Annotated in this window: 23 protein-coding genes; 17 read left to right on the plus strand and 6 right to left on the minus strand. The window is 68.8% G+C overall.

Annotated elements, in window-relative coordinates:
* Positions 1-40: 40 nt before the first annotated feature.
* The 7 genes from NJQ99_RS02725 (at position 41) to NJQ99_RS02755 (ending at position 10,288) form a co-directional block, all read left to right on the plus strand.
* On the plus strand, positions 41-2,362 hold the full coding sequence (locus NJQ99_RS02725) for a molybdopterin guanine dinucleotide-containing S/N-oxide reductase (RefSeq protein WP_269331261.1): 2,322 nt from the start codon (positions 41-43) through the stop codon (positions 2,360-2,362).
* A gap of 193 nt (positions 2,363-2,555) precedes the next feature.
* The gene (locus NJQ99_RS02730; protein ID WP_269331262.1) at positions 2,556-4,655 is read left to right on the plus strand and encodes an oxidoreductase; all 2,100 of its coding nucleotides are present in this window, start codon (positions 2,556-2,558) and stop codon (positions 4,653-4,655) included.
* A gap of 40 nt (positions 4,656-4,695) precedes the next feature.
* The gene (locus tag NJQ99_RS02735) at positions 4,696-5,844 is read left to right on the plus strand and encodes an ABC transporter substrate-binding protein (RefSeq protein WP_269331263.1); all 1,149 of its coding nucleotides are present in this window, start codon (positions 4,696-4,698) and stop codon (positions 5,842-5,844) included.
* A gap of 80 nt (positions 5,845-5,924) precedes the next feature.
* Positions 5,925-6,794 carry a branched-chain amino acid ABC transporter permease gene (locus NJQ99_RS02740; RefSeq protein WP_269331264.1) on the plus strand — a complete coding sequence of 290 codons (870 nt, stop codon included), beginning with the start codon at positions 5,925-5,927 and terminating at the stop codon, positions 6,792-6,794.
* Between the two features lie 10 nt (positions 6,795-6,804).
* Positions 6,805-8,511, plus strand: a complete 1,707-nt coding sequence (locus tag NJQ99_RS02745) for a branched-chain amino acid ABC transporter ATP-binding protein/permease (RefSeq protein ID WP_269331265.1) — start codon at positions 6,805-6,807, stop codon at positions 8,509-8,511.
* Positions 8,508-9,218, plus strand: coding sequence for an ABC transporter ATP-binding protein (locus tag NJQ99_RS02750; RefSeq protein ID WP_269331266.1), 711 nt, complete (start codon positions 8,508-8,510; stop codon positions 9,216-9,218). The genes NJQ99_RS02745 and NJQ99_RS02750 overlap by 4 nt, the downstream gene beginning before the upstream one ends.
* Before the next feature lie 29 nt (positions 9,219-9,247).
* Entirely contained in the window at positions 9,248-10,288 is a 1,041-nt protein-coding gene (locus tag NJQ99_RS02755; protein WP_269331267.1) for a cyclase family protein, read from the plus strand.
* A gap of 62 nt (positions 10,289-10,350) precedes the next feature.
* Here NJQ99_RS02755 and NJQ99_RS02760 read toward each other — a convergent pair whose 3' ends face one another.
* Genes NJQ99_RS02760 through NJQ99_RS02775 form a run of 4 tightly spaced genes read right to left on the minus strand, consistent with a single transcriptional unit; the run spans position 10,351 to position 13,334 of the window.
* Positions 10,351-10,806: a PaaI family thioesterase gene (locus tag NJQ99_RS02760; RefSeq protein ID WP_269331268.1), complete on the minus strand. Its 456-nt coding sequence runs from the start codon at positions 10,804-10,806 to the stop codon at positions 10,351-10,353.
* A gap of 13 nt (positions 10,807-10,819) precedes the next feature.
* Entirely contained in the window at positions 10,820-11,725 is a 906-nt protein-coding gene (locus tag NJQ99_RS02765) for an SDR family oxidoreductase (protein ID WP_269332063.1), read from the minus strand.
* Positions 11,726-11,766: 41 nt separating this feature from the next.
* On the minus strand, positions 11,767-12,918 hold the full coding sequence (locus NJQ99_RS02770) for a thiolase (protein WP_269331269.1): 1,152 nt from the start codon (positions 12,916-12,918) through the stop codon (positions 11,767-11,769).
* Positions 12,919-12,935: 17 nt separating this feature from the next.
* Positions 12,936-13,334, minus strand: coding sequence for a Zn-ribbon domain-containing OB-fold protein (locus NJQ99_RS02775; RefSeq protein ID WP_269331270.1), 399 nt, complete (start codon positions 13,332-13,334; stop codon positions 12,936-12,938).
* Between the two features lie 192 nt (positions 13,335-13,526).
* Between NJQ99_RS02775 and NJQ99_RS02780 the strand changes: the two genes are divergently transcribed.
* Genes NJQ99_RS02780 through NJQ99_RS02815 form a run of 8 tightly spaced genes read left to right on the plus strand, consistent with a single transcriptional unit; the run spans position 13,527 to position 21,342 of the window.
* On the plus strand, positions 13,527-14,690 hold the full coding sequence (locus NJQ99_RS02780; protein WP_269331271.1) for an acyl-CoA dehydrogenase family protein: 1,164 nt from the start codon (positions 13,527-13,529) through the stop codon (positions 14,688-14,690).
* A 29-nt stretch (positions 14,691-14,719) separates the two neighbouring features.
* Positions 14,720-15,367 carry a TetR/AcrR family transcriptional regulator gene (locus tag NJQ99_RS02785; RefSeq protein ID WP_269331272.1) on the plus strand — a complete coding sequence of 216 codons (648 nt, stop codon included), beginning with the start codon at positions 14,720-14,722 and terminating at the stop codon, positions 15,365-15,367.
* Positions 15,364-16,695 carry a phenylacetate--CoA ligase family protein gene (locus tag NJQ99_RS02790; RefSeq protein ID WP_269331273.1) on the plus strand — a complete coding sequence of 444 codons (1,332 nt, stop codon included), beginning with the start codon at positions 15,364-15,366 and terminating at the stop codon, positions 16,693-16,695. The genes NJQ99_RS02785 and NJQ99_RS02790 overlap by 4 nt, the downstream gene beginning before the upstream one ends.
* A gap of 4 nt (positions 16,696-16,699) precedes the next feature.
* The gene (locus NJQ99_RS02795) at positions 16,700-17,506 is read left to right on the plus strand and encodes an SDR family NAD(P)-dependent oxidoreductase (protein ID WP_269331274.1); all 807 of its coding nucleotides are present in this window, start codon (positions 16,700-16,702) and stop codon (positions 17,504-17,506) included.
* Positions 17,503-17,958, plus strand: a complete 456-nt coding sequence (locus tag NJQ99_RS02800; RefSeq protein WP_269331275.1) for a MaoC/PaaZ C-terminal domain-containing protein — start codon at positions 17,503-17,505, stop codon at positions 17,956-17,958. Before NJQ99_RS02795 ends, NJQ99_RS02800 begins: the two co-directional genes overlap by 4 nt.
* 24 nt (positions 17,959-17,982) lie before the next feature.
* A complete protein-coding gene (locus tag NJQ99_RS02805) occupies positions 17,983-19,608 on the plus strand; it encodes an AMP-binding protein (RefSeq protein ID WP_269331276.1) in 1,626 nt (541 codons plus the stop codon).
* A gap of 58 nt (positions 19,609-19,666) precedes the next feature.
* Positions 19,667-20,866 (plus strand): CaiB/BaiF CoA transferase family protein, encoded by a 1,200-nt coding sequence (locus NJQ99_RS02810; RefSeq protein WP_269331277.1) that lies wholly within the window; start codon positions 19,667-19,669, stop codon positions 20,864-20,866.
* Positions 20,863-21,342 (plus strand): MaoC family dehydratase, encoded by a 480-nt coding sequence (locus tag NJQ99_RS02815; protein WP_269331278.1) that lies wholly within the window; start codon positions 20,863-20,865, stop codon positions 21,340-21,342. Before NJQ99_RS02810 ends, NJQ99_RS02815 begins: the two co-directional genes overlap by 4 nt.
* A 47-nt stretch (positions 21,343-21,389) precedes the next feature.
* Here NJQ99_RS02815 and NJQ99_RS02820 read toward each other — a convergent pair whose 3' ends face one another.
* Positions 21,390-22,043, minus strand: coding sequence for an RraA family protein (locus tag NJQ99_RS02820; RefSeq protein ID WP_269331279.1), 654 nt, complete (start codon positions 22,041-22,043; stop codon positions 21,390-21,392).
* Between the two features lie 3 nt (positions 22,044-22,046).
* Positions 22,047-24,527: a thiamine pyrophosphate-dependent enzyme gene (locus NJQ99_RS02825; protein ID WP_269331280.1), complete on the minus strand. Its 2,481-nt coding sequence runs from the start codon at positions 24,525-24,527 to the stop codon at positions 22,047-22,049.
* Between the two features lie 243 nt (positions 24,528-24,770).
* On the opposite strand from NJQ99_RS02825, the gene NJQ99_RS02830 reads away from it, so the two are divergent.
* Positions 24,771-25,958: an acetyl-CoA C-acyltransferase gene (locus tag NJQ99_RS02830; RefSeq protein WP_269331281.1), complete on the plus strand. Its 1,188-nt coding sequence runs from the start codon at positions 24,771-24,773 to the stop codon at positions 25,956-25,958.
* A gap of 50 nt (positions 25,959-26,008) precedes the next feature.
* On the plus strand, positions 26,009-26,953 hold the full coding sequence (gene lhpI, locus NJQ99_RS02835; RefSeq protein ID WP_407933354.1) for a bifunctional Delta(1)-pyrroline-2-carboxylate/Delta(1)-piperideine-2-carboxylate reductase: 945 nt from the start codon (positions 26,009-26,011) through the stop codon (positions 26,951-26,953).
* Positions 26,954-26,961 lie beyond the last annotated feature (8 nt).

Raw genomic sequence — 26,961 nt, forward strand, 5'->3', positions numbered from 1 at the left:
GCGGCACATCGCACTCATCGGAGAGGGAGAGGCAGTGGCCATGACCACGCGGCAGACCTTCACGACGTCGAGCCATTGGGGCGCCTACACGCTGACCGTCGAGGACGGCCGCATCGTCGGCGTCGACCCCTTCGCAGGCGATCCGGAGCCCTCGGCCATCGGCCAGTCCATAGCGGACGCCGTCGACAGCGAGGCGCGGGTGACGCAGCCGATGGTGCGCAAGGGCTGGCTTGAGAACGGGCCGGGCCCCGCGGGCGGTGCGCGCGGGCGCGAGCCCTTCGTGCCGGTCAGCTGGGAGACCGCCACCGACCTCGTCGCGGGCGAGATCGCCCGGGTGCGCGAGGCGCACGGCAACCAGGCGATCTACGGCGGCTCCTACGGCTGGGCGAGCGCGGGCCGCTTTCACCATGGCCAGAGCCAGGTGCACCGCTTCCTCAACTGCATCGGCGGCTACACCTACTCGGTGAAGAGCTACAGCACGGCGGCAGCGCAGGTGATCGTGCCGCATGTGCTGGGCCTCAACTTCCTCGACATGATGTGGCACCACACGCCGCGCTGGCCGCTGATCGCGGAACACACGGACCTGTTCGTCATGTTCGGCGGCATCGGCTCGAAGAACGCGCAGGTCAGCATGGGCGGCGTGACGCGGCACAGCACGGGGCCGTGGCTGAAGGAATGCCGCCGCCGCGGCGTCGATTTCGTGAACGTGAGCCCACTGGCGAGCGACACGCTGGCCGAGGTCGACGCGCAATGGCTGCCCGTCGTTCCGAACACCGACGTGGCGCTGATGCTCGGGCTTGCCCATGTGCTCGAAACGGAAGGGCTGACGGACCGGGAGTTTCTGGCGACGCGGGCGACGGGCTATGAGAAGTTCCGGCCCTATCTCCTTGGAGAGACGGACGGAACGCCGAAGACGCCGGAGTGGGCCGCGCCGATCTGCGGTATCGATGCGGAGACGATCCGCGCCCTCGCCCGGCGCATGGCGCAGGGGTGCACGCTGATCTCGGTCAGCTGGTCGCTGCAGCGCGCGCACCATGGCGAGCAGCCTTACTGGATGGCGGCAACGCTGGCCGCGATGCTGGGCCAGATCGGGCTTCCGGGCGGCGGCGTCGGCTATGGCTATGGGGCGATCGGCGGCATCGGCACGCCGATCAAGCGGCTCGACGGCATGACGCTGCCGCAGGGGCAGAACCCCGTCGGAACCTTCATTCCCGTGGCGCGGATCGCGGACATGCTGCTCAATCCGGGCGAACCCTTCGATTACGACGGCAAGCGGCTCACCTATCCCGACATCAGGCTCGTCTACTGGTGCGGCGGCAACCCGTTCCACCATCACCAGGACCTGAACCGGCTGGAACAGGCCTGGCAGCGCCCGGAGACGGTGATTGTCAACGAACCCTGGTGGACGCCCACCGCGAAGCGCGCCGACATCGTGCTGCCCGCAACTACGCCCTACGAGCGCAACGACATCGGCCGCGCCGGCTCCGACGCCTTCGTGATCGCGATGAAGCAGGCGGTCCAGCCGTTCGGGCAGGCGCGCGACGACTACACGATCTTCGCGGACATCTCGGAAAAGCTGGGCGTGCGTGCGGCGTTCACCGAGGGGCGCGACGCGCAAGACTGGCTGGAACACCTCTACGACCGCTTCCGGCAGGGAATCGCGGCCGAGGGGCTGACACTCCCGCCGTTCGAGAGCTTCTGGGAGCAGGGCATCGTCGAACTTCCCGTGGAGGGCGACGAGCATGTCGACGTGCCCTTCGGCGACTTCCGCAAGGATCCGGCGGCCCATCCGCTGAAGACGCCGTCGGGCAAGGTCGAGATCTTCTCGCAGACCATCGCGGGCTTCGGCTATGACGATTGCCCCGGCCATCCGGCGTGGATGGAGCCCGCGGAATGGCTGGGTGCGCCGCTGGCGAAGACCTGGCCGCTGCACCTCGTCTCGCCGCAGCCGGCGACAAAGCTGCACAGCCAGCTCGACTTCGGACGGACGAGCGCGAACGCCAAGGTGCAGGGCCGCGAGGTCGTGACGATGCACCCCGACGACGCAGCAGCGCGCGGCATCGCGAACGGCGACGCGGTGCGCATCTTCAACGCGCGGGGCGCCTGCCTGTCGATCGCGCGCCTCAGCGATGCGATCCGGCCGGGCGTGGTGGCACTGCCCACGGGCGCCTGGTTCGATCCGGCCCGCGAGGGCAGCTCTCTCGAGCGGCACGGGAACCCCAATGCGCTGTCGCTCGACACCGGCACGTCGAAGCTGGGGCAGGGGTCGTCCGCACATACGGCGCTCGTCGAGTTGGAGCGTTTCGAGGGGCCACTTCCGCCCGTGGAGGCCTTCGCCCCGCCGCCCGTCGTCAGCCGCTGACCACGCCTCCTCCGGGGACGGCGCGAGGGAGCGGGAACGACCGAGAGGGTTTGACATACCGAGTAGTATGTTAGACGATTGGCTTAACGCCGGGGCAACCGGCGAGGGCTGGCCGCAGGACGGCGACAGGGGAGGCAAGGTGGCGGATGGCGATGCGTGTCGCAGGCTTTCCGGCCGAGAGGGCGAGGAAGGGATGAGCGCGTTTCCGGCGCTCTTCTCTCCGTTTCGTCTTGGCAGCCTTGCGCTCGCCAATCGCATCGTCATGGCCCCGATGGAAACCAACATGTCGGGTCCGGACGGAAGCGTCACCGACCGGATGATCGCCTATTACGCGGCGCGGGCCGCGGGCGGGGCGGGCCTCGTCACGGTCGAGTTCACCTGCGTCGACCGCCCGGCGGGTCTCGGCGCAAGCCCGCAACTGAGCCTCGACAGCGACGATCTGATCGCGGGGCATCGGCGTCTCGTGGACGCGATCCATGCCGCGGGTTCGAAGGCCTGCCTGCAGATCCATCACGCCGGGCGGCAGACGCTCCTGAGGCACACGGGCGGCGTGCAGCCGGTCGCACCCTCGGCCATCGCCTGCCGGTCGTTCCGGGTGCAGCCGCGCGAGCTTACCGTGCCGGAGATCGCAGGCCTGGTCGACAGGTTCGCCGCCGCCGCCGCGCGCGCGGTCGAGGCGGGCTACGACGCCATCGAACTGCACGGCGCGCATGGCTACCTGCTCGGCCAGTTCCTGTCGCCGCACAGCAACCGGCGCACCGACATCTACGGCGGGGACGAGGCACGCCGCCTGCGCTTCCCTTGCGAGGTGATCGCGGCGGTGAAGGCCGCGGCGGGCGGCCGGCCGGTGATCTATCGCCTTTCCGCGGCAGAATATGTGGAGGGCGGCCTCACCATCGAGGACACGGTGCGCCTCGCCCCATACCTGACGGCGGCCGGGGCGGACGCGCTGCATGTCTCGACGGGGACCGGGGAGCGGCTCGACTGCAACGTCGATCCGGTGAACCACGCGGAGGGATGGCGGCTGCCGCTCGCCCGCGCGATCCGGGAGGCCGCTGGCGTGCCGGTGATCGGCGTCGGCGTCATTCGCCATCCGGAGGTCGCCGACAAGGCGGTGGCGGGCGGCGACTGCGATCTCGTCGCGCTGGGCCGCGCGCTGCTGGTCGATCCGCAGTGGCCGGAGAAGGCGCGGGACGGACGGGCGGGCGAGATCCGCCCCTGCACCTCCTGCAACTGGTGCATCGACCGGCTGATGGCGGACGTGCCCGTGGGCTGCGCGGAGAACCCGCGGGCGGGCCGCGAGGGTGAGCCCGATCCGTTGTCAGCGCGGGCGGAGGGACTGCGTGCAATTGTCGTCGGCGCGGGGCCGGGCGGTATCCAGGCGGCGCTGATGCTGGACGCGGCGGGGATGGACGTGACGCTGCTCGAAAGGCGCACCGCGCCCGGGTCCGGCGTGACGGTCTCGGGCATGCCGCCGGGCAAGGACAAGTTTCTGTGGTACCGTGACCATCTCGCGGGAGAGCTGGCCCGAAGCCGGGTTGCCCTGCGCTGCGGTGTGGAGGCGACGCCGGACATGGTCGCACAGATGCACCCCGACCTTGCGGTGGTGGCGATCGGCGGAACGGACCGCCGCCCGTCCGTGCCGGGGCTCGGCCTGCCGAACGTCGTTCCGGCCTACGAGGTCCTCGCGGGCGAGGTGGCGCTGGCCGACGGGCCGCTCGTCGTCTGGGGCGGGGGCGAGACGGGCTGCGAGGCCGCCGAACACGCCGCCGCGCAAGGGCGCCGCGTGACGCTTGTGACGGCGGGGCCGGAGAAGCGGCTCGCGCGCCGCGCGCAACTGATCTACCGGCGTCAGCTTCTCAAAAGGATTGCCGAGAACCCGTCGATCGAGGTGCGCGCGGGTTGCCGGATGCTGGAAATCCTGCCCGATGGCGTCCGCGTCGCGGGGGAGGACGGCGCGGTGGGGCACATCCCCGCAGTGCAGGTGCTGGTCGCGCAGGGGCGGGGCGCGCAGGCGGATTTCGCCGAAACGCTTGCCGCGCGCGGTCTCGCCGTCGCCGAGATCGGCGACTGCCGCGACGTGCGCCGGATCGGCGACGCGGTCGACGACGCCTACGAGGCGGTCGCGAGCTTTCTCACGTCGCGTGCGTCCGGGAAGGGCGGGACGGCGTCCCGGCCATGGACCTGGCCCGCGCGCGGCGCACTACAGCCTTCCGCACCGGCGGCCAGCCGCCAGGCGGACACGACAGACAAGGGGCGGCTGAACGCCCCGGACCGGACGGCCGCGGTCTGAACAGCCCGCGCCCGCACACGCAAGAAGGAGGAGGAGACGCATGAAGCGCAAGTTGATGACATGGCTCGCCGCCGGCCTCATGGCCGTCGGGGGCGCGGCGCACGCCGCAGACGCGCCGAAGGATCCCGAGGTGTTCCGGATCGGCGCGATCCTGGCCATGAGCGGCAAGGCCGACTGGTACGGCAAGGTCATGAGCCAGGGCATCCTGCAGGCCGTCGAGGAGATCAACGCCAAGGGCGGTATCGACGGCATCAAGCTGGAAGCCGTGATCGAGGACCACAAGAGCGGCGTCGCCAAGGAAGGCGTCGCGGCCATGAACCGCCTGATGAACCTCTACAACGTCCAGGTGGTGCTGACGTCGTTCTCGCCGCCGACGCTGGCCATCGCGCCGATCGCCGACGAGAAGGGCATCCTGCTGCTCAATGGCGGCGGCGTGAGCACGGCACTCGTGGGCGCGTCGAAGTACCTGTTCCACAACCGCTCGCTGGCGTCCGACCTCGGCCGTGCGGCGGCGGCGCGCGCGAACGACCAGGGCCTTAAGAAGATGGCGCAACTCGCGTGGAAGACCGACGCGGGCGAGAGCGTGATCGCGGGCGTCGAGCCCTATTGGAAGAACCTGGGCGGCACCATCGTGGCGACCGAGTTCATGGACGTCGGCGCGCCGAACATCGACACGCAGGCGGCCAAGATCCGGGCGTCCAACCCGGACTGGGTGGCGCTCTGGCTGTTCAGCCCGGATCCGGGCCTCGCCATCAAGCGCGTGCGCGAGTTCGGCATGAAGGTGCCGATCATTGGCATCGAGTACACCGACGACATCGCCAAGGGGGCGGGCAAGTTCATCGAGGGGTATGAGTACACCTCCGACTACTTCACCCCGTCGGCAGGCTGGTCGAAGTCGTTCTCCGACGGCTACCAGCAGCGTTATGGCGCCGCACCGGAGTTCTATGCCGCCAACTACTACGAGGCGGTCTATGTCGCGGCGGAGGCGATCCGCCGGGCGCGCGCCAAGGGCGGCGACTACTACAAGGGCGACAAGCTGGCTGCCGAGATCCGGGCGAACCCGGTCTTCGACAGCGTCTACGGCGACACCATGACCTACCAGGACAACGGCGTCGCAACGAAGCCGGTCGCGCTGTTCAAGGTGGAGGACGGCAAGCCCGTCTTCCAGAAGTACGTCAAAGCCCAGTGACACCTGGGGCACGGGCCTGAAGACCCGGAGGGCGGCATGGCGCCGCCCTCCGGCCTGCCCGCAACCGAGGCCGTATTCCGATGGATCTTCTGCTCCAGCTACTCGTCAACGGGTTCATCAACGGAAGCCATTACGCGCTTCTGGGGGTGAGCTTCGGACTGATCTTCGCCACGACACGCATCGTGCACTTCGCCTATGGCCCGGTGTTCACGGTCGCCGCCTATTGCGGGTGGTTCGTGTCCGGCGCGATGGGCCTGCCCGTCGTTCTGGGCTTCGCGGCCGCAATCGGCGCGGCGGTGGTGCTCGGCGTGCTCAGCTATCTCGTGGTCTACCGCCCGCTCGAGCTTAACAACGCGCCGCACCTCGTGCCGCTGATCGCCTCGCTCGGCCTCTACATCGTGATCGAGAACATGGTGGGGATCGTCTTCGGGTCGGGTGTCCGGGTGGTGGACGACCTCAGCTACGAGATCTTCCTCGTGGGCCCGCTGTTCTTCACGGAGATCCATGTCTGGCAGGTGGCGAGCTTCGTCATCCTCGGCCTCGCGCTGTTCGCGTTCCTGCGCCACACCCGCTACGGCAAGGCGATCCTCGCCATGACCGACAATGCGGAGATGGCGCGCGTCATCGGCATCGACACGTTCCGCATCACCATTCTCGTGTTCGTCATAGGCTCGGCCATCTCGGCGGTGCCGGCCATGCTGATCCTGCTGAAGGACGGCGGCAGCACGCACATGGGTTTCGCGGCCGTGTTCATGGGCTTCGTCGCGGTCTTCATCGGCGGCATCGGCTCGCTGAAGGGGGCGGCTGTGGGCGGCTTCGTCCTCGGCCTCGTGGAGAGCCTCGGCCTCTGGCAGATCCCGACCGAATGGCAGAACTCCATCGCCTTCGTCGTGCTGTTCCTGATGATCATGCTGCGCCCGCAGGGGCTGTTCGGCACCAACCGGACCTGAGGGGCGGACCATGGACTATCTTCTGCACATCCTGGTGATGGTCTGCTTCTACGCAATCCTCGCCACATCGTTCAATCTGCTGATCGGCTTCGCGGGTCTGTTCGCGCTGTCGCACGCGGCGTTCTACGCCTTCGGCGCCTATGCGACGGCCATCGCGACGACGACGCTCGGCCTGCCGTTCCCGCTGCCGCTGCTGCTGTCGATCGTGGTCGCGGGCTTCATCGGCGTGCTGATCGCGCTGCCGGCGCTGAGGGTCGCGGGCGAGTATCTCGTGGTCGTCTCGCTGGCCCTGCAGATCATCGCCATCGAGGTCTTCATCAACTGGAAGGAAGTGACCGGCGGCACCGACGGGATCAGCGGCGTGCCGAAGCTCGAACTCTTCGGCTTCGGCTTCGACTCGCCCGGCAAGTTCCTGATCCTCGCGGTGGTCATGGCGGTCTTCTGCTTCTGGGTGGCGACGCGGCTTGCCCGCTCTCCGTTCGGGCGCGCGCTGAGGGCGATGCGCGAGAACGAGAGCGCGGCCCAGGCCGTGGGCAAGAACATCCTTTACATGAAGGTCTCGGTCTTCGCCGTGTCGGCGAGCCTCGCGGCCATCGCGGGCTGGATGTTCGCGCGCTACTTCTCCTATGTGGGCGCCGACAGCTTCACCATCGACGAGACCATCTACATCCTCGCCATGGTGATCCTCGGCGGCACGGGTAACCTCTGGGGCTCGGTGCTGGGCGCGGCGATCCTGGTCATCCTGCCGGAGCTTCTGAAGTTCATCGACATGCCGGTCGACATCGCCGACAAGATGCGGCTCGTCATGTACGGCGTGGTGCTGGTCCTCATCCTGCGCTTCCGGCCGGAGGGCATGCTGCCCGAACCGCGCGGTCTCGCGGCCATGACGGTCGACCTCTCCGGCGAGGACCTGAAGCCCGCGCGCGAGGGCGAGACCTTCCGCGGCGGCAGCGCGCAGAAGGGCGAGGTCGTGATGCGCGGCACCGACCTGAAGAAGACCTTTGGCGGCATCACCGCGGTCTCGCATCTCTCCATCGAGCTGAAGAGCGGCTGGATCACCGGCCTGATCGGTCCGAACGGGGCGGGCAAGACAACGGCGTTCAACCTGCTCACGGGCTTCCTCAAACCCACCGGTGGCGAGATCGAGCTGCGCGGGCGCAAGGTGGAGAACCTGAAGCCTCACCAGGTCGTCGGAAGCGGGGTCGCGCGGTCCTTCCAGGACCTGCGGCTCTTCACCAAGATGACGGTGATCGAGAACGTGATCGTCGCGCTTCCCGGCCAGTCGGGCGACAACCTGGCGAACGTCTATTTCCGGCCCTGGGCGGTGCGCGCGGAGGAGCATGAGAACGCCGCCCGCGCAATGGAGATCCTGCGGTTCGTGGATCTCGACGGCAAGGCGCACGAGACGGCGGAGAACCTGTCCTACGCGGAGGAGAAGCTGCTGGTGGTTGCCCGCCTGCTGGCGACGGGGGCGGAGGTGCTGCTGTTCGACGAGCCGCTATCGGGCCTCGACCGCACGACGCTGCAGGAAATCTTCCCCGTCATCCGCAAGCTCGCGGAGAACGGCAAGACGATCTGCATCATCGAGCACAACCTCGACGTCATCAAGGAACTCTGCGACGTCGTCTACTTCCTCGACGAGGGGCACGCCATGGCCATCGGCACCCCCGACGAGGTCATGAACGATCCCGAGCTGGCGACGAGGTACTTCAAATGAGCGACGCGATCCTCGAAACGCGCGGGCTGGCCGCGGGGTATGGCAAGAAGCGTGTGATCTTCGGCATCGACCTCGCGCTGAAGAAGGGCGAGGTGCTGCTGGTCCTCGGCCACAACGGTGCGGGCAAGACCACGCTGATGCAGGCGATCTTCGGCCTCCTCAAGCCGATGGACGGCCAGGTCCTGCTCGACGGGCGCGACATCACGGGGCGCACGCCGGCCGCCAACGTGCACGACGGCGTCGCCTTCGTGCCGCAGGGCCACGGCATCTTCCGTACGCTGTCGGTGCGCGACAACCTCGAACTCGGCGGTTTCGTCGAGGAGGAGAAGGACAAGCTGCCCGAGCGCATCCAGACGGTCTATGAGCTGTTCCCGGTCCTGAAGGAGCGGCAGAACCAGATCGGCGGCACCATGTCGGGCGGCCAGCAGCAGATGCTCGCCATCGGCATGGCACTGATGCATGCCCCCCGCGTGCTCATCCTGGACGAGCCGTCCATCGGCCTCGCTCCGAACCTCGTCGAGCGCGTCATGCAGTCGATCCGCCAGATCAACGAGCGGTTCGGCACCTCGATCCTCATGGTGGAGCAGAACGTGCAGTACAGCCTGCCCATCGCGCACCGGGCGACGGTCATCAAGACCGGCGAGGTCGTCTACAACGGCGATCCCGCGCCACTGGGCGACCATGTGAAGCTGATGACGCTGTTCTGATTTCCGAGACAACGGAGACGACGAGAGCCATGACCCAACGCTGGAAGAAACGCCCAGAGGGCTCTACCTGGGGCGATTTCGGCCCCGACGACGAGAACGGGCGGCTGAACCTGCTGACGCCGGAGCGGGTAAGGCGCGCGGTCGCCGAGGTGAAGGAAGGGCGGACGTTCTGCCTCAGCCTGCCGCTTGACTATCCCGGCGGCAACCTGCTGAACGATCGGCGCCATCCGCCGCGCACCTTTTCCACGATCCGGGACGGCAAGGCGAATTACAACTACCGGCTCGACCAGCACGACGGGGCGCTGACCGACGTCATCAGCGACGACGCCGCCCTGATCCATTTGCAGTATTCGACGCAGTGGGACGGGCTCTCACACGTCGGCAGCCTGTTCGACGCCGACGGCGACGGCGTGCCGGAGGTGGTCTATTACAACGGCTGGCGGGGCGGTGAGGACATCGTCGGCCCGTCGGGTCACGCGCACGGCGACGGCTGCAGCGAATACGAGGGCGCGCACGCCGACCGCCTCGGCATCGAGAAGATGGCGCAGCGGTGCGTGCAGGGCCGCGGCGTGATGGTCAACCTCAACGCCCACTTCGGCGAGGAGCGCAAGCTCGTCGGTTACGACGAGCTGATGGCCGTCATGGAGGCGGACAAGGTTGAGGTGGAGGAGGGCGACATGCTCTGCCTGCACACGGGCTTTGCGCGCATGGTGCTGCGCATGAACAGGACGCCCGACCCGAAGAAGCTGCACGGTGCCTGCCCGGTGCTGAACGGGCGCGACAAGCGGCTGCAGAACTGGATCACCGACACCGGGATCGCGGTGCTCATTGCTGACAATTACGCGGTCGAGGCCTATCCGTCCGAGCCGGGCGAGGGCAAGCACGCGGCCCTGCCGCTGCACGAGCATTGCCTGTTCAAGCTGGGCGTGCACCTGGGCGAGCTTTGGTACCTGTCCGATCTCGCCGATTACCTGCGGGCCAACGGCCGGTCGCGCTTCCTGCTGACCGCGCCGCCCCTGCGCCTGCCGGGCGCGGTGGGTTCGCCCGCGACGCCGGTCGCAACCGTCTGAGATGGAAAAGGCCCGGCGCGTACTTCGCTCCGGGCCTTGATGCTTCCCAGGGGACGAGGCAGTCAGTCGACGATGCCGTCGCGTCCCTCAATGGTCATGAGCGTCGCGGTCAGGTGGGCGGCGAGCTTCTCCCGCCCGTCCGCGATGGCCACGACGTCGGTCTGGGCGAGCGTGAGCGTGCGCCCGGCCTTCAGCACGCGCCCCCGGGCCACGATCCGCTCCCCCGCGGCCGGCGCGAGGAAGTTGACCTTGAACTCGGTCGTGAGCACGCCCACGCCTGCCGGCATCAGGCTCAACGCCGCATAGCCCGCGGCGCTGTCGGCGATGGCGGCGACGGCGCCGCCATGTACAAAGCCATACTGCTGCGACACCGCGGGCGCGACCGGGAGGGCGATCTCCACCTTGCCCGGGTCGAGCCGCACGATGGACGCGCCGAGCGTGGTCATCAGGCCCTGCTTGCCGAAGCTCTGCAGGACGCGCGACCGGAAGTCCGGGTCCTTCGCTGCGTGCGCGCTCAAGCGGGACGGGTCCTTACACCGGATCCCAGGAGAACACGTCCGCCGAGACCTGGAGCGGCACGAAGCTGCCCTTCAGCGCGGGCATCCCGTGCTCGGCGATGGTCTCCGGCGTCCAGCCCTCGCCGCGATGGACCGAGCGGACGGGGCGCGGCTGGCTGAACAGGAAGATCTCGTTGTTGCGAACGCCGAAAATCTGGCCGTTCACGTCCGCCGCCGCGTCCGACGACAGATAGACCGCCATCGGCGCGATCTTGTCGGGCGTCATGCGCTGCAGTTTCTCCACGCGCGCCTTCTGGTCCGGCGTGTCGGTCGGGATCGAGCCGATCATCCGGCTCCACGCGAAGGGCGAGATGCAGTTCGAGCGCACGCCGAAGCGCTGCATGTCCAGCGCGATGGCCTTCGACAACCCGACGATGCCGAGCTTGGCAGCACCATAGTTCGCCTGGCCGACGTTGCCGATGAGGCCCGTGGTCGAGGTGAAGTGCACGAAGGTGCCCGCCCCCCGGTCGCGGTAGTGCAGGGCAGCCGCCTTCGAGACGTAGAAGGAGCCCATCAGGTGCACGCCCACCACCTGCTCCCAGTCGAGCACGGACATGCGGTGGAAGATGCGGTCGCGCAGGATGCCCGCGTTGTTGACCACCGCGTCGAGCTGGCCGAAGGCGTCGAGCGCGGTCTTCACGATGGCCTCGCCGCCCTGCGGTTCGGCGACGGAGTGCCCGTCGATCACCGCCTCGCCGCCGAAGCCGCGGATGATGTCGCGCACCTCCTCCGCGGGGCCTGCGTCCTCGCCCTCGCCGCTGACCGACGCGCCGAGGTCGTTCACTACCACCCGCGCGCCGTGCCTGGCCATCAGGATCGCGATCTCGCGCCCGATGCCGCGGCCCGCGCCCGTCACGACGGCGACCTTGCCGTCCATCATTTTCGTCTCGCTCATGGCGTTCCCTCTTGGTGTCTCTCGTTTCAGAGCGTCTCTTCGGTGCCGAGGATGCTGGTCACCTGGCTCGACAGCGTGCCGCCGTTCCCGTGGGCGAGCGCGGTCTTCGCGCCCGCGATCTGCCGCTCGCCGCAGGTGCCGCGGAGCTGCCGGACCGCCTCGATCACCGTATAGAGGCCGTACATGCCGGGATGGACGCAGGAGAGCCCCCCGCCGTTGGTGTTGACCGGCAACTCGCCCCCCGGCGCGATCCGCCCGCCGGAGACGAAGGCGCCGCCTTCACCCTTCTTGCAGAAGCCGAGGTCCTCCAGGAACAGGATCGTGTTGATCGTGAAGGCGTCGTATAGCTCCAGCACGTCCATGTCGGAGGGCTTGAGGCCCGCCATCTCGAACGCGCGCGGACCCGACTCCGAAGCCGCCGTGACCGTCATGTCCGGCATCATGGAGATCTGCCGGTGCCAGTGCGCGCCCGCCGCGCCCAGCAGGTAGGCGGGCTTCTGCTTCATGTCCTTCGCGCGGTCGGAGCGGACCATGACGACCGCCGCGCCGCCGTCGGTGACGAGGCAGCAGTCGTACTTGGTGAAGGGGTCCGAGATGGGGCGCGCGTTCAGCACGTCCTCGATGGTCAGGGGATCGCGGGCGAAGGCTTCCGGGTTCAGTTGCGCCCATTTGCGCGCGGCGACTGCGACCTCGGCCAGCTGCTCGCGCGTGGTGCCGTACTCGTACATGTGGCGGGAGGCGGCGAGCGCATAGGCGCTGACGGGATAGCGGGGGCGGTAGGGGGCCTCGTACACCTGCGGCTCCGACATGGAGACGAGGCGGCCGCCGATGGTGCGCTGGTTCGAGCCGTAGCAGATCAGCGCGACATTGCAGAGCCCGGCCTCCAGCGCCATGGCCGCGTTCAGCAGGTGCATCACGAAGGAAGAGCCGCCGACCATGCTGCCGTCGGAATAGGTGGGGCGGATGCCCAGGTATTCCGCCGCCGACAGCGTCGGCATGTAGTGGAAGGCGGAACCCGTGAAGAGGCCGTCGACATCCGACAGCGTCAGGCCCGCGTCGTCGAGTGCATTGATGCTTGCCTCGGCCAGAAGCTCGATGGCGTTGCGGCCCGGTGCCTCCGGACGGTTCGCGAGGCCGACGCCGACGACCGCTGCCTTGCCGCGCAGGGAATGTGCCATGGGGTTGCTCCTTCTTCTTATTGGCCAGCGGGGACGAAGACGACGGCGGGTTCGCCGTTCAGCGTGTCGATGCGCGCGCGCACCGCCATGCCGATCTTCACGTCCGCGGGCGCGATGTCGACGACCGTGCTCATCATCCGGCAGCCTTCCTTGAGGTCGACCATGCAGACATTGTGGTCGCCGCCCTTCTCGGGCCGGTTGCGCACGACCGTCGTCGCGTAGACGGTGCCTTCGCCCGACGCCTCGATCCACTCCAGGTCGGTCGCGCCGGTTCCGGGCTCGACGAGGCGCGGGAAAAAATAGCAGCGCCCGCTCGACCGGCTGCGCTGGATCAGGAACCTGCCCTCCGCAAGTGCGTCCCGGAAGATCCGGTCGGGGCCCTTGCCCTCGCCATGGATGGGGTCGGTTGCGGTCATGGGTGCGGTCTCCTCGTCTCTTCTTCGTTATGGCGGCCAAGGCTTGCAGCGCGGTTCGGACGGAGCAAGCGGCGATCTGTCCGGACAGGCGATGGCAGACATGCGCGCGGCGGCGGCCCGGCGGCTCGTGTTGACGGCCAACATACTACTCAGTATGTTTTTCCCAAGCAAGACAAGGGAGGGAAGGCCACCATGGGCGTGATCTGGGAACCTGAACTGGATGCGGACGCGCGCCATTGGCAGGGCGTGGCGGACCGGCTGTCGCGGGAGCAGTTCGAGCCGCTGGCGGAGGAACTGGACCGCGAGCAGCGCTACCCTTACGAGCACATCGAGGTGATGAAGAAGGAAGGCCTGTGCGGCCTGTTCCTGCCCAAGGCCTATGGCGGGCAGGGCGCCTCGCTCACGTCCGTCGTCTCCATCGTCGAGCGGGTGGCGATGGGCTGCGCGTCGACGTCGGCGATCCTCGCGGCCTACCAGCTTGGCGCCTTCCCGGTGCTGCTCGCGGGTACGGAGGAGCAGAAGCAGAAATACCTGGGCGGCATGGCGCAGGGCATCTCCGTCTGTTTCGCGCTGAGCGAGCGGGGCGCGGGCTCCGACGCCGCGGCGATCCAGGCGACCGCGACGCGCGACGGGGACAAATGGCACATCAAGGCGGACAAGTGCTGGCTCGGCAACGGCGGGGTCTCGCAGCACTACATCGTCTTCGCGCGCAGCGATCCCAAGGCGGGCAGCCGCGGCATCAGCGCCTTCATGGTCGACAAGGCGCAGGATGGTGTCGTGATCGACTTCTTCGAGGACAAGATGGGCATCCGCGGGACGCTCACCAGCAACCTCAAGGTCGACACGGCGGTCGATCATTCGGCCATGCTGGGGGAGGAGGGGCGCGGCCTGCGTCTCGCCCTGCAGACGCTCAATGTCGGGCGCATCACGGTCGCGGCGCAGGCGATGGGCATCGGCCTTGCGGCCTATCACGCGGCAGCCCGCTATGCGTGCGAGCGCAAGACCTTTGCGACCCCGATTATCGAGCACCAGGGCATCGGCTTCAAGCTCGCGGACATGGCGACGGAGCTTTCGGCGGCGCGCATGATGCTCTACGAGGCGGCCAGGGCCTACGACCAGGGCCGCGACGTAGCGACCATCGGCGCAATGGCCAAGCTCTACACCAGCGAGGTATCGCACCGCGCGGTCGACGCGGCGGTGCAAATCCACGGCGGGGCGGGCTATGTGAAGCCGAACCCGGTCGAGCGCTACTACCGCGATCAGCGCATCACCGAGATCTACGAGGGCACCTCGGAAATTCAGAGACTCGTGCTTTCGCGCGCAATCCGCAAGGATGCCGACCGGTCGAACGGGTAGGCGTCCGTTTGCGGGGAGCGTGAGCGGCCATGGACAGGAGTGCGCGGGCGGAAGCGGGCGAGGACGACAAGGCGGACGGCCGCGCGGCGGTCCTGGAGGCGGCGGCGCGGGCGTTCATGCAGGACGGCTATGCCGCGACCTCGATCGACGACGTGGCCGGGTTGCTGGGCGCGACGAAGGGGCGGGTCTATTACTACTACCGCAGCAAGGCGGACCTGTTCTTCGACGTTCACCGCGAATCCATGCGGCAGAACATGGAAGGGGCGGGCCGGATCGCGCTGGAGGACGCGCCCGCGCTCGATCGGCTGGAGCGCATGGTGCGCGCGCACGCGCTGCTGATGATGACGCACCTGCCGTTCCAGCGGGTCTCGGTGCTGGGGGTGGAGATGCACCTCGCAGGCAGCACCACGCCCCGCCAGCGCAAGACGCTGAACGAGATCGTGGAGTTGCGCGACGCCTATGAGCAGCGCTTCGTGGACGTGATCTCGCAGGGCATCGCGGAGGGCGCGATCCGTCCGCTCGACGTGAAGATGGTGGTGCGCGGGCTGCTGGGCGCGCTCAACTGGATCACGGTCTGGTACCGGCCCCGCGAGGGCGAGACGGACGCCGACCGGGCGCGCATGGCCGACGAACTGACAACATACCTGATAAACGGTTTGCGGAGGGATGAGGCGTGATCGTAGCGGAGCCGTATTCGGCCGATGTCTGGGACGAGCGGGAACTCTGGTCGCGCGACCGGATCGAGGCACACCAGCTGTCCGCCCTGAAGACGCAGCTTGCCCGCGTCGCCCGCGACAGCGCGCACTATGCGCAGGTGTTCAAGGACGCAGGGTTCGAGGCGGGTGATCTCACGTCCTTCGACGACCTGCGCGCGCTGCCGCTGACGCGCAAGTCGGACTACCTGAAAAGCGTGGAGGCCGCGCCGCCCTTCGGGTCGATGCTGGCGGTCGCACCTGAGGACGTGATCCGGGTGCACTTCTCCTCCGGCACGACGTCCAAGCCCTCGCCCGACTGCTGGACCGGCGCCGACATCGAGCGCTGGGCCGACCTCTATGCCCGGCTCGCCTACAGCCACGGCGTGCGCAAGGGCGACGTCTACCAATGCCTGTTCAACTTCTCCTGGTTCGTGGGCGGGCTCGGCGCCTTCATGGCCTATCAGCGGATCGGTGCGATCTGCATCCCGGGCGGCAGCGGCGACAGCGAGCGCCAGATCGACACCATGTTCGAGTATGGCACGACCTGCACGACCTCGACGCCCTCCTTCATGGCGCACCTGGCGGAGGTCGCGCGCAAGATGGGCCGCGATCCGCGCCAGACCAAGGTTTCCAAGATCATGCTGGGGGGCGAGCCCGGCGCGAACATCCCCGCCACGCGCCAGATGATCGAGGAGCTTTGGGACGCCAGGTGCTACGACGGCTACGGCAGCCTGGAGTTCCAGCCGATCGCCTGGGATTGCGCCGCGCAGAACGGGCCGCACCTTGTAGAGGATTTCGCGTTCGCCGAGGTGCTGGACCCCGACACCCACGAGCCCGTGGCCGACGGCACGCCGGGCGTGCTGGTGCTCACCCATCTCGACAAGCAGGCGACGCCGCTGGTGCGCTGGTGGACCGGCGACATGGTGGTGCGCGACCGGGCGCCCTGTTCGTGCGGGCGCACGCATGCCCGCCTGGTCGGCGGCGTGCAGGGCCGTGCCGACGACATGATGGTCATTCGCGGCGTCAACGTCTTCCCCTCCGCGGTCGAGGAGGTGGTGCGCTCCACCCCCGGCACGACGGGCGAGTACCTGATCGTGCTCGACAAGGACACGCGCGATGCGAAGACGGGCTTCCTCACGGGCTTCAAGCTGCGCATCGAGGCGGCGAAGGGTGCACCAGCCGACCTCAAGGAGCGGATGGCCGCCGCCGTGCGCACGCGTCTGCAGGTCCGCGCCATCGTCGAGGTGATGGCGGAGGGAGAGCTTCCCCGCTCCACCCACAAGGCCAAGCGCATCCTGCGCGAGGAGTGAGCCGATGACCGCTGCCGACTTCCGCCCCGTGCTGGCGCAGGACGCGCTTTCCGGGCACAGCGTGATCGTCACCGGCGCAGGCTCCGGCATTGGCCGGGCCATAGCGCTGCGGCTGCTGGCGCTCGGTGCCCGCGTCACGGGTGTGGGGCGCCGGGCGGAGACGCTGGAGGAGACGGGCCGCATGGCCGGTGCGGACGCGGCCTATGCGGCCGAGGTCTGCGACGTGCGCGAGGCGGACGCGGTCGAGGCGCTGGTCGCGCGCGTGGGCGAGGCGCACGGCCTCACCGGCCTCGTCAACAATGCGGGCGGGCAGTTCTTCGCGCGGGCCGAGGACATCTCGCCGCGTGGCTGGCAGGCGGTCGTGAACCTCAACCTCAACGCGGTTTTCGCGATCACCCGGGCGGCGCGGCCCTATCTGGAGGCCTCCCGCGGGGCGGTCGTCAACATGTCGCTGAGCCCGGTCGAGCGGGGCGCCATCGGCATGTCGCACTCGCTGGCCGCGCGGGCGGGCGTGCTGGCGATGACGCGGGCGCTGGCGCTCGAATGGGGGGGGCAGGGCATCCGCGTGAACTGCCTGGGGCCGGGCACGGTGCTGACACCGGCGCTCGCCGACGAGGCGCATGCCCCCCATGTCGCGAAATTGGTGGCAGGGGTGCCTCTGGGGCGTGCAACCTCTCCGGAGGAAGTGGCGGAGCTGACCGCGTTCCTCATCAGCCCGGCGGGCGCGCTGATGACCGGCCAGCTCATCCAGATCGACGGCGGCGCGCACCTCGGCGTGCCGGTCAACATGCTCGGGGAGGATGGCGCATGAGCAATTCGCTCTATTACGAGGATTTCGAGACGGGGCAGATCTTCAAAAGCCCCGCCCGGACCATCACAGAGGCAGACCTGACGATATTCTCCATGGTATCGGGCGACTGGAACCCGATCCACGTGGACGCCGAATACGCCAAGACGACGCGCTTCGGGCAGCGCCTCGTCCACGGCGCGCTGGGCATCGCGATCATCACCGGCTTCTACGACCGGATCGGGGTGTTCGAGGACTCCGCGCTCGCGCTGCTCGGCATCCAGGACTGGCAGTTCAAGGCCCCGATCCTGATCGGTGACACGCTGCACATGGAAATGGAAATCGGCGAGAAGCGCCTGACGAGCAAGGGCGACGCTGGCATCATGGACCGCATCATCCGGCTGAAGCGCCACGACGGGACCGTCGTGCAGGAAGGCCGCATGGGCATCATGCTGAAGCTGAAGCCGAAGGGCTGAGCCAGGAAACGGGATACGGAACCGATGCAGGCGGACAGCGCAAACGCGAAAATGATCGCGGCGCCGGAAAGGACGCTGACCGCCATGCTGGCGGCGCAGCCGGCGGACGCGACGGCGATCGTCTACGAGGGAGAGCGCTGGACCTTCGGCGCGCTTCTGGAGCTGAGCCGGAAGGCCGCCGGCGGGCTTGCCCGCCTCGGCATCGGGCCGGGCGACCGGGTGGCGATCTGGCTGCCCAATTGCGTCGCCTATGCCGCGACGATGCTCGGTTGCGCGCAATTGGGCGCGGTGGCGGTCGCGGTCAACACGCGATTCCGGTCGGTCGAGGTCGAGGACATCGTGGGCCGCGGGCGCTGCAAGGCGCTGATCTTCTGGCCGGGGTTCAAGAGCATAGATTTCGCAGGGATTCTCAAGGCGGTGGACCCGAAGGCTCTGACCACGCTCGAAACGCTCGTGGTCTATGACGAGGGGGGCGACGCGCCCGACGACGTGGGCCTTCCGGGCATCGCGACCGTGCGCTACGCGGACGTGATGTCGGCCGATCCTTACGCCGATTGCCACGGCACGCCGGAGAGCCCGTGCAACATGTTCACGACCTCGGGCACCACGAAGAAGCCCAAGTTCGTCATGCACAAGCAGTCGGTCGTCGTGCACCACGCGCGCGAGGTGGTCCGCGGCTTCGGCTATGGCGCGCGGGACGCGGTCATGCTGCAGACCGTGCCGATGTGCGGGGTCTTCGGCTTCTGCCAGTTCCTCGCAGGCCTCGCCGCCGGCCGGCCCAACGTGCTGATGTCGGTGTTCGACGCCGAGGGCGCGGTCGACCTGATCCGCGAACATGGCGTCACCCACACGGTCGGCGGCGACGACATGGCCGACCGGATGATCGCGGCGGCGGACGCGAGCGGCAAGCCCATGAGCACGCTGCGTCATTTCGGCTATGCCCGGTTCAACGCAGCGCTCACCGACATCGTGGAACGTGCTGACGCGCACGGCTTCACCATGTGCGCGGTCTATGGCAGCAGCGAGGTGCAGGCGCTCTTCTCGGTCCAGCGCGCCGACGCCCCGGCGGAGCAGCGAAAGATCGGCGGCGGGATCCCCGTCTCCCCGGATGCGGAAATCCGGGCGCGGGACCGGGAGACAGGCCGCATCCTGCCGCACGGGGAGCCGGGCGAACTGGAGATGCGCGCGCCGAGCCTGATGATCGGCTACGACGGCAATCCGGAAGCGAGCGCCGAGGCGATGACCGAGGACGGGTACTTCCGTACCGGCGACCTTGGCTACACGACGGAGCGGGAAGGCTTCGTCTACCTCTCGCGCATGGGCGACGTTCTGCGGCTCGGCGGATTCCTCGTCAATCCGGCGGAGATCGAGGATCACCTCGTCCATCATCCGGCGGTCGACGGCGCGCAGGTCGTGGGCGCGGAAAGGCATCCGGGCACGGTCGCGGTCGGCTTCGTGATGCTGAAGCCGGGGGCGGAGACGGACGAGGCTGCGCTGAAGGCCCACTGCAAGGCGGGGCTCGCGAGCTTCAAGCAGCCGGCGCGCATCTTCATCGTCGACGCTTTCCCCGTCACGCAGAGCGCGAACGGCACCAAGATACAGCGCGCCAAGCTGCGGGAGATGGCGGCGGAACGCCTCGCGGAGGCTTGATCGGGCGCGCACACCGGCGTTTTCTGCCGGGAAAGCAAGAGCCAAGGAAGGACAAGGGATGAAACCCCTCAAGGGCATGACGGTGCTCGACCTCAGCAAGGTCATCGCGGGACCGCTGTGCGGGCAGTACCTGGGCGACCTCGGCGCCGACGTCATCAAGGTGGAACCGGTCGGCGTGGGCGACGACACGCGCACCTGGGCGCCGCAGGAGAAGGGTGTCTCCGCGCTGTTCCTCAGTTTCAATCACAACAAGCGCTCGGTCGCCGTTGATCTGAAATCGGAAGAAGGCCGCAAGATTGTCCACGACATCGCCCGCAAGGCCGACATCGTGCTGCAGGGCTTCGGCAGCGGCACGGCGAAGAAGCTGGGCGTCGACTACGAGACGCTGAAGGCGCTGAACCCCACGATCATCTATTGCGAGATCTCCGGCTACGGGCGCGACGGCCCCCTGGGCACGCGGCCGGGCTACGACGCCATGCTGCAGGCGTTCAGCGGCCTCATCAGCACCATGGGCGAGGAAGGCGAGCCCTACATGCGGGCAAGCTTTTCTCCCGTAGACCTCGCCACGGGGTCGCACGCGCTTTCCGGCATCCTCGCCGCCGTGATCGAGCGGGGGCGCACCGGCAAGGGGACCTACCTTGAGGTGTCGCTGCTCGACAGCTCCATGATGCTCATGAGCTATCTCGCGCAGAACTACTGGCGGTCGGGCAAGCTGCCGAAGCGGATGGGCACGGCACACCCGGCGCTCGCGCCCTATCAGACGTTCGATGCGTCCGACGGCGCGCTGCTGATCGGCTGCGGCAACGATGCGCAATGGCGGCGGATGTGCGTGCTGATGGGACGGCCCGAGCTTGCGACCGACCCCGATTTCGCGACCAATGAGGCCCGCGTGCGCAATTTCGACCGCACGGTCGCCGCAGTCGCGGAGAAGATCGCCGAGAAGCCGGTCGCGCACTGGCTGGAGGTGCTGGCGGAGGCGAAGCTGCCGTGCGCGCCCATCCACACGGTCGCGCAGGCGCTGGAGCATCCGCAGGTCGCGGCGCGCAAGCTCCTGGTGGAGACCGAGCATCCGGTGCTGGGGCACATCAAGAACGTCGGTTATCCCGTTCGTTTCGAAGGGGAGGCGCGGGCGGCCGAGCGAACGCCGCCGCTGCTCGGCCAGCATACGGAGGAGGTGTTGCGCGAGCTGGGCTACGACGATGAGGCGATTGCCGCGCTGGCGACGTCGGGCCGCATCGGCACGGGGGACGCCGCATGAGCGAGGGCTGGACGAGGGCCGCCCACCGGGGCGTGCCGCAGCGCTGGTTCGAGGATTTCAGCGTGGGCGAACGCTACGCCCAGCCGAGCCGCACGGTGACCGGCGCGAACTTCGCGGCCTTCCAGGTCGTCTCCGGCGACAATCACGAAAGCCACTACGATATCGAATATTGCCGGGAGCATGGGCACGCCGACCTGCTGGCGCACGGGCTGCAGGTCAATTGCTTCACGGCGGCGGGCGCAGGGCAGTTCCCGCACGAGGTATCGGAGTCGCTCGTGGCCTTCCTCGAGCAATCCTCGAAGTTCCTGAAACCCGTCGTGCGCGGCGACACGCTCTATCCCGCGCTGGAGATCGTGGAACTGACGCCCCAGCGGACGACGGGCGTGATCGCCATGCGCGCAACGATCCACAACCAGCGGGGCGAACTGGTGCTCGAAGGCGAGCACCGGTACCTGATACGCAAACGGCCCGCCTGAGGGGCGGGCCGCAGCGCATGTGAGGGGCGCGGGGCGCGCCCTCCGCGTCAGATCTTCGCGAACTTGGCCAGCGCCTCCCGGAAGGTGAGGCCCTTTTCCATTTCCTTCATCGCCTTCGCGTCGTCGTCGGCGAAGCGGGTCACCATGTCGGCGACCTCGTCGGCCTTCTCCGCTGGGATGCAGACGACGCCGGTGCCGTCGGCCACGATCACGTCGCCCGGGCGCACGCGCACGCCGGCGCAGACGATGGGCTCGCCGATCGCTTCGACCTTCAGGCGCGTCTTGCCGGGGGTGGGGACCATGTGGGTGGAGAAGGCTGCGAAGCCGAACTCCACGATCTCCTCCCGGTCGCGGATGCCGCCATCGACCACCAGGCCCTCGATCCCCTTGAGCTTCGCGGCGTAGGAGGCCATGCCGCCCCAGGTCGAAACCGGCACGCCGCCGTTCGCCACGACGATCACGTCGCCGGGGCCGGCCGCGTCGATCATGTGGCCGACCTTGAAATCCTCGGTCGGGAAGGAGCCCTTTGGCCCCGTCACCTCGCGCACGGTCACGGCGCGCCCGACGCAGCGCAGGCCGGTGCCAGCGGCGTGCAGGCCCAGCATCACGCCGTCGAAGCCGATGTCGTCGAGCGCGTTGGCGATGGTCGGCGTGGCGATGTCCTTGAGCTTCGCCAGGGTCTCGTCGGAAACGCGGATCACGTCTCAGTCCTCCAGTGCAAGGGCGCCGTCGATCACGGCCTGTTGTTCCTTCTCGTGCCAGCCCTTCCAGCCCACGGCGGGCGAGGGGGCGGCGGGGCGGGTGACGAGCCGCACGCGGCGGCCCGCGGCGGCCTCTAGCCGGCGGTCGAGCCAGGTGAAGGGGCCGAGGTTTTCCGGCTCCTCCTGCGCCCAGACGAGATCCGCCTTGGCATAGGGCTTGAGCGCGGCGGCCACGGCCTCGGCCGGGAAGGGGTAGAGTTGCTCGATGCGCACGAGCGCCACCTTCTTCTCGAGCCCGCGCTCCTTCCGCGCCGCATCCAGCAAATAGAACATCTTGCCGGAGCAGAGCACGACGCGCTTTGCCCGCGCGACCGTCTCGCCGATGACCGTCTCGAAGCCCGTGCTGGGTCCGAAATCGGCAAGCGCCGACTGGCACGCGCCATGGCGCAGCAGGAATTTCGGTGTGAAGACGACGAGGGGCTTGGCCACGTCGCGCACGACCTGGCGGCGCAGGGCGTGGAAATAATTGGCGGGCGTCGAAGCGTTCACCACGCAGATGTTGCCGCGCGCGCAGCGGGCGAGCACGCGCTCCGGGTGCCCCGTCGAATGGTCCGGGCCACCGCCGTCCATCCCGTGCGGCAGCAGCATCGTCAGGCGCGAGGTGAGCAGCCAGCGGTCCTCCCCGCCCGTGACGAACTGGTCGAACATGGGCTGGCAGACGCTGAGGAAGTCGCCGAACTGCGCCTCCCAGATCTGCTGGATGCGCCGCTCTCCCACGCTGATGCCGTATTCGATGCCGAGCACGGCGTTCTCGATCAGCGGCGTGTTGAAGACCTCGACATCGCTGCCGAACGCGCCGAGGACGGAGTGGACCGCGCCCGTTTCCTGGTCGTGCAGCGCGAGATGGCGCTGGGTGAAGGCGCCGCGCACGCTGTCCTGGCCGGAGAAGCGCACGGGCAAGCCGTCGTCTGCGGCGACCGCCATGGCAAGCGCCTCCGCGCTCGCCCAATCGATGCCCTCGCCCTTCTCGAAGGCGGCGCGGCGCTTCTCGAGGAACTGCAGCACCTTCGGGTGCAGCGTCATGCCCTCGGGCGCGGTCGCCATGGCGATGCCGAGCGCGCGCAGCCGCTCGACGTCCACGCCCGTCTCGACCGGATCGCAGAGCCGCGTCTCGATGTCCTTCGCAAGGCCGGGCGTCATGTCGGGTCCGTTGGGCGCCCAGGACTTCGCGGCGGCGAACGCCTCGTCCATCTCCGTGCGGAAGGCTGAAAGATCGGGCGCATCGCTCCCCAGCGTCTGCGCGTAGCGTGTGGAGATCGGCGGCAGCGCGTCGATGACCTTGTATTGCAGCGGCTGGGTGAAGCGGGCTTCCTCGATCTCGTTGTGGCCGCGCCGCCGGAAGGTGACGAGGTCCACGACGACGTCCGCGCCGAACCGGTTGCGGTAGCGCGCGGCGATGCGCACGGCGGCGAGCACCGCGTCCGGGTCGTCGCCGTTCACGTGGATGACCGGGGCCTCGATCAGCTTGGCGATGTCGGTGCAGGCGCGCGCGGTGCGCGCCTCCTCCGGGTCGGTGGTGAAGCCGAGCTGGTTGTTGAGGACGAGATGGATCGTGCCGCCGACCGAGTATTGCGGCAGGCCGGACAGCTGCAGAAGCTCCATGTTGACGCCTTGCCCTGCGAAGGCCGCGTCGGTGTGGAGGAGGAGGGGGAGCGGCGCCTCGCCGGTCTCCCGCGCCATGGCGCAGGCGCGCCCGAGCGTCAGCGCGGGCACGATGGAGAGGTGCGAGGGGTGCGGTGCGACCCACATGTGGACGCCGTCGGCGCGCGTGCCCTCCCAGCCCAGGTGATAGGGCACGTCGGAGGACGCGCCCAGCCCCTCCGGCAGGTCGGGGGTTCCCATGCACTCCGCGATGCAGCGCACCAGCGGCTTCTCGAAGGAGAGTGCCATCTGCGTCAGGCGCCCGCGGTGCATGCCGCCCACCGCGACGGACTTCGCACCCGCCTCGCGGATCGCGGCCTCGATGGCGACGAGATAGGTTTCCGAGCCGGAAAGGCCGAAGATCTTCACGGTCGGCAGGCGCTTGGCGAAGATCGCCTCGAACGCCTCGCCCCGTGCGATCAGGTCGAGGGCGGCGGCGCGCAGATCGTCGGGCGGGGTCCAGCCCGCCTCGATCTCTCCGACGAGCCAGGCGGCGCGTTCGGCGTCCTGCAGATGGCCGATCTCCCAGCCGATGGACCCGCACCAGTCCGCGTCGAGACGGGCGGCTTCGTCCGCGTCCATCGCCTCCCGCGCGGTGGCGAGGTCGGGGTGGACGAGGGGGGCTGACAGCTTCAGCGGGTCGAGGTCGGCCGCCATCCAGCCGAAGCGGTACCAAGGCGCCGGTCCGGGGCCGTTCCCCCCGCCGCGGCCGAACAGCGCGTCGAGCGCGCCGGGATCGCCCGCGCCCAGGAAATCGAACTGACGCAATTCATCCCTGCCCATGTGACGTGTTCACCCCTGCACCTTGTTTTCCGGTCGAATTTGTCGATTTTCGACCCTGATGCGCACCATAATCAACGCGGACGCAACTGCACCTGAAATTTTCGGCATGACTGGGTTCCGCGCGTGCGCCGCGCGGCTTGCCCTCGGCGCCGCGCCGCCCCACACTCGGGCCCGGCCAAGAACCGCGAGAAGGCCGCCCGCCAGAAGGGTGGCCAGCAACACAAGGATCGAAGGGTGCCTTCCATGACCGACGCCGTCATCGTCTCCACCGCCCGCACGCCCATCGGCAAGGCGTACCGTGGCTCGCTCAACTCCACGCAAGGGGCGACGCTCGGCGCCCACGCGATCAGCCACGCCATCGCGCGGGCCGGGATCGACCCGGCGGAGGTCGAGGACATCGTCATGGGCTGCGCCATGCAGGAGGGGACGACCGGCTACAATGTCGCGCGCCAGTGCGCGGTGCGCGCAGGGCTTCCCGTCGGCGTCTCCGGCACGACCATCGACCGGCAGTGCGCCTCCGGCCTCAACGCCATCGCGGTCGCGGCGCGCGCGGTGATGTTCGACGGTCTCGATGTCGCGGTCGGCGGCGGCATGGAATCGATCAGCCTTGTGCAGAACGAGCATCGCAACGCCTTCATGGCGAAGGACCAGGGCCTGCTCGACATGAAGCCCGAGGTCTACATGCCGATGATCGACACCGCCGAAATCGTCGCCGAACGCTATGGCATCGGGCGCGAGGCGCAGGACCGCTACGGCGCGGAAAGCCAGCAGCGTACCGAAGCCGCCCACAAGGCGGGCATCTTCCGGGACGAGATCGTGCCGATCACGACGGTGATGACGCTCGTCAACAAGGAGACGGGCGAGGCGAGCCAGCACGAGGTGACGCTCGACCATGACGAGGGGATGCGCCCCGGCACGACGTTCGAGGGTATTTCGGCCCTCAAGGCGGTGCGCGGCGAGGGCAAGTGCATCACGGCGGGCAATGCGAGCCAGCTTTCCGACGGCGCCTCGGCCAGCGTGGTGATGAACGCCAAGGTGGCGGAGAAGCGGGGGATCGAGCCGCTCGCCATCTTCCGCGGTTTCGTGGCGGCGGGGTGCGAGCCCGACGAGATGGGCATCGGCCCCGTGTTCGCCGTGCCGCGGCTGCTGAAGCGCCACGGGCTCAGCGTCGACGACATCGACCTGTGGGAACTGAACGAGGCGTTCGCCGTGCAGGTCCTCTATTGCCGCGACAAGCTGGGCATCGACCCGGCGAAGCTGAACGTCAACGGCGGGGCCATCGCGGTCGGCCATCCCTATGGCATGTCGGGCGCACGGCTCGCGGGCCACGCGATCCTCGAAGGCAGGCGGCGCAAGGCGAAATACGCGGTCGTGACCATGTGCGTCGGCGGCGGCATGGGCGCGGCGGGCCTCTTCGAGATCTGCAACTGACCATGACGGGAGACGGGCGGGAGGCGGAAGGCTTCGGCGACCTCGCGGACGTGCCGGTCATCGGCCGGGCGCGGATGCGGGAGCTTCTGCCCTGGCCCGAGCTTGTCGAGGCACTGCGCAAGGGCTTCGACGGCACCATCGTCTCGCCGGTGCGGCACCATCACACGGTCGCGGGCCATGGCGAGCCGGACAAGACCCTGCTGCTGATGCCCTGCTGGCGCGACGGGGGCGAGCTGGGGGTGAAGATCGTCAAGGTCACGCCCGGCAACAGCGCGCGGGGGCTGCCCGCCGTCGCGGGCCTCTACGTGCTCTTTTCGGGCGACACGGGCGCGCCGGTCGCCCTGCTCGACGGCGGCGAACTGACCGCGCGGCGGACGGCAGCGGCGAGCGCGCTGGCGGCGAGCTATCTCGCGCGCAAGGATGCACGCCGCCTGACGGTGATCGGGACCGGGCGGCTCGCGCCCAACCTTGTGGAGGCGCACCGGGCCGTGCGCGATTATGCCCATGTCACGGTCTGGGGACGCTCTGCGGAGAAGGCGGCGGCGCTGGCCGCCGATCTCTCGGCGCGGCTGGGCATAGAGGCGGCCGCCGAGCCCGATCTCGAGAAAGCCGTGAGGGGGGCGGACACGGTAAGCGCGGCGACACTGTCGCGGGTGCCGCTGGTGCGCGGGGCGTGGCTCACGCCCGGCATGCACGTCGATCTCGTGGGCGCGTTCACGCCGCAGATGCGGGAGAGCGATGCGGACGCGCTGGCCCGCGCGCGGGTCTTCGTGGACACCCGCGCCGGTGCGCTGAAGGAAGCGGGCGACGTGGTGCAGGCCATCGCCGAGGGCGCGCTGGGGGAGGGGGACATCGCCGCCGACCTCTTCGATCTTTGCAGCGGGCGGCACAAGGGACGGACGTCGGCGGACGAGATCACGCTCTTCAAGTCGGTGGGGGCGTCGCTCGAGGATCTGGCGGCGGCGGAACTCGCCTACCGGCTCGCCACGGGCTGATCCGCGCG

It is taken from the genome of Futiania mangrovi, from assembly GCF_024158125.1.
GTDB classification, from domain to species: domain Bacteria; phylum Pseudomonadota; class Alphaproteobacteria; order Futianiales; family Futianiaceae; genus Futiania; species Futiania mangrovi.